Here is an 847-nt window from a genome sequence, read left to right as displayed (position 1 = left end):
TCGGAAGCTGCATTTGGCGGTTTCTTGTTTGATGATTGGTTTAGGGGTCATCAATTTCGTGCATTTTTAATACAATATTGAAATATTTAGCTTGAAATTGTACTTTCTTTGTATGGTTTTAGGCTATTTTTTTACAAAAAATGAGAGATATGGTTTAATAAGTTATGTATTATTAATCATATTTTATTTAGGGGAGGAAACAAAAATGTTAAAAGAATTCCGCGATTTTATCGCTAAAGGTAATGTTTTAGATATGGCAATCGGGGTTGTAATGGCGACTGCTTTTACTACTATCGTGAACTCATTAGTAAATGATATTATTATGCCATTTGTTGGATTATTTTTGGGGTCAACAGACTTTGCATCTATCACAGTTCAGTTAGGTTCAGCTGTATTAACTGTAGGTAACTTTATCCAAGCGGTGATCACATTCTTAATTATCGCATTGGTATTATTCTTCGTCATGAAAGCTGTAGCATCATTGAAGAGCCAATTCGAGAAAGAAGAAGATGGTGTTGAAGACGACGAAGTAGCACTTGTTGATAGCCAAGAATTACTATTAACAGAAATCCGTGACTTATTAAAAGAACAAAATAATAATTAAGGTGTGAGCTTTGGCGTTTAGGCAGGTAGCACTGGAAGGAATATGCCGTAGCAAGTTTACTTGCTGCAAATATTCCTGAAGTGAACACCTGATTGCCAAAGCGAGTCCGATTTTAGGATGCGAGATCCTCGAACTCGACTATAAGGTGTGAGCCCGATTTAGGCTCCGTCCTTTAATCTATCTTCATCTATTTTGAACAAAGTAAAAGGACTAGCTGAGTATGTAAGTATACTCAGCTAGTCC

General features: G+C 35.8%; 1 protein-coding gene. It reads left to right on the top strand.

Going from position 1 to position 847, the window contains the following annotated elements; all coding sequences use genetic code 11:
• Positions 1–205 precede the first annotated feature (205 nt).
• Positions 206–604 (top strand): large conductance mechanosensitive channel protein MscL, encoded by a 399-nt coding sequence (mscL, locus tag ACRCJ0_RS16470; protein WP_069286300.1) that lies wholly within the window; start codon positions 206–208, stop codon positions 602–604.
• Positions 605–847 lie beyond the last annotated feature (243 nt).

Source organism: Aerococcus sp. L_32, assembly GCF_050689315.1.
Note: the sequence above shows the minus strand (reverse complement) of the source record. Positions and strands in the feature narration are given on the sequence as shown.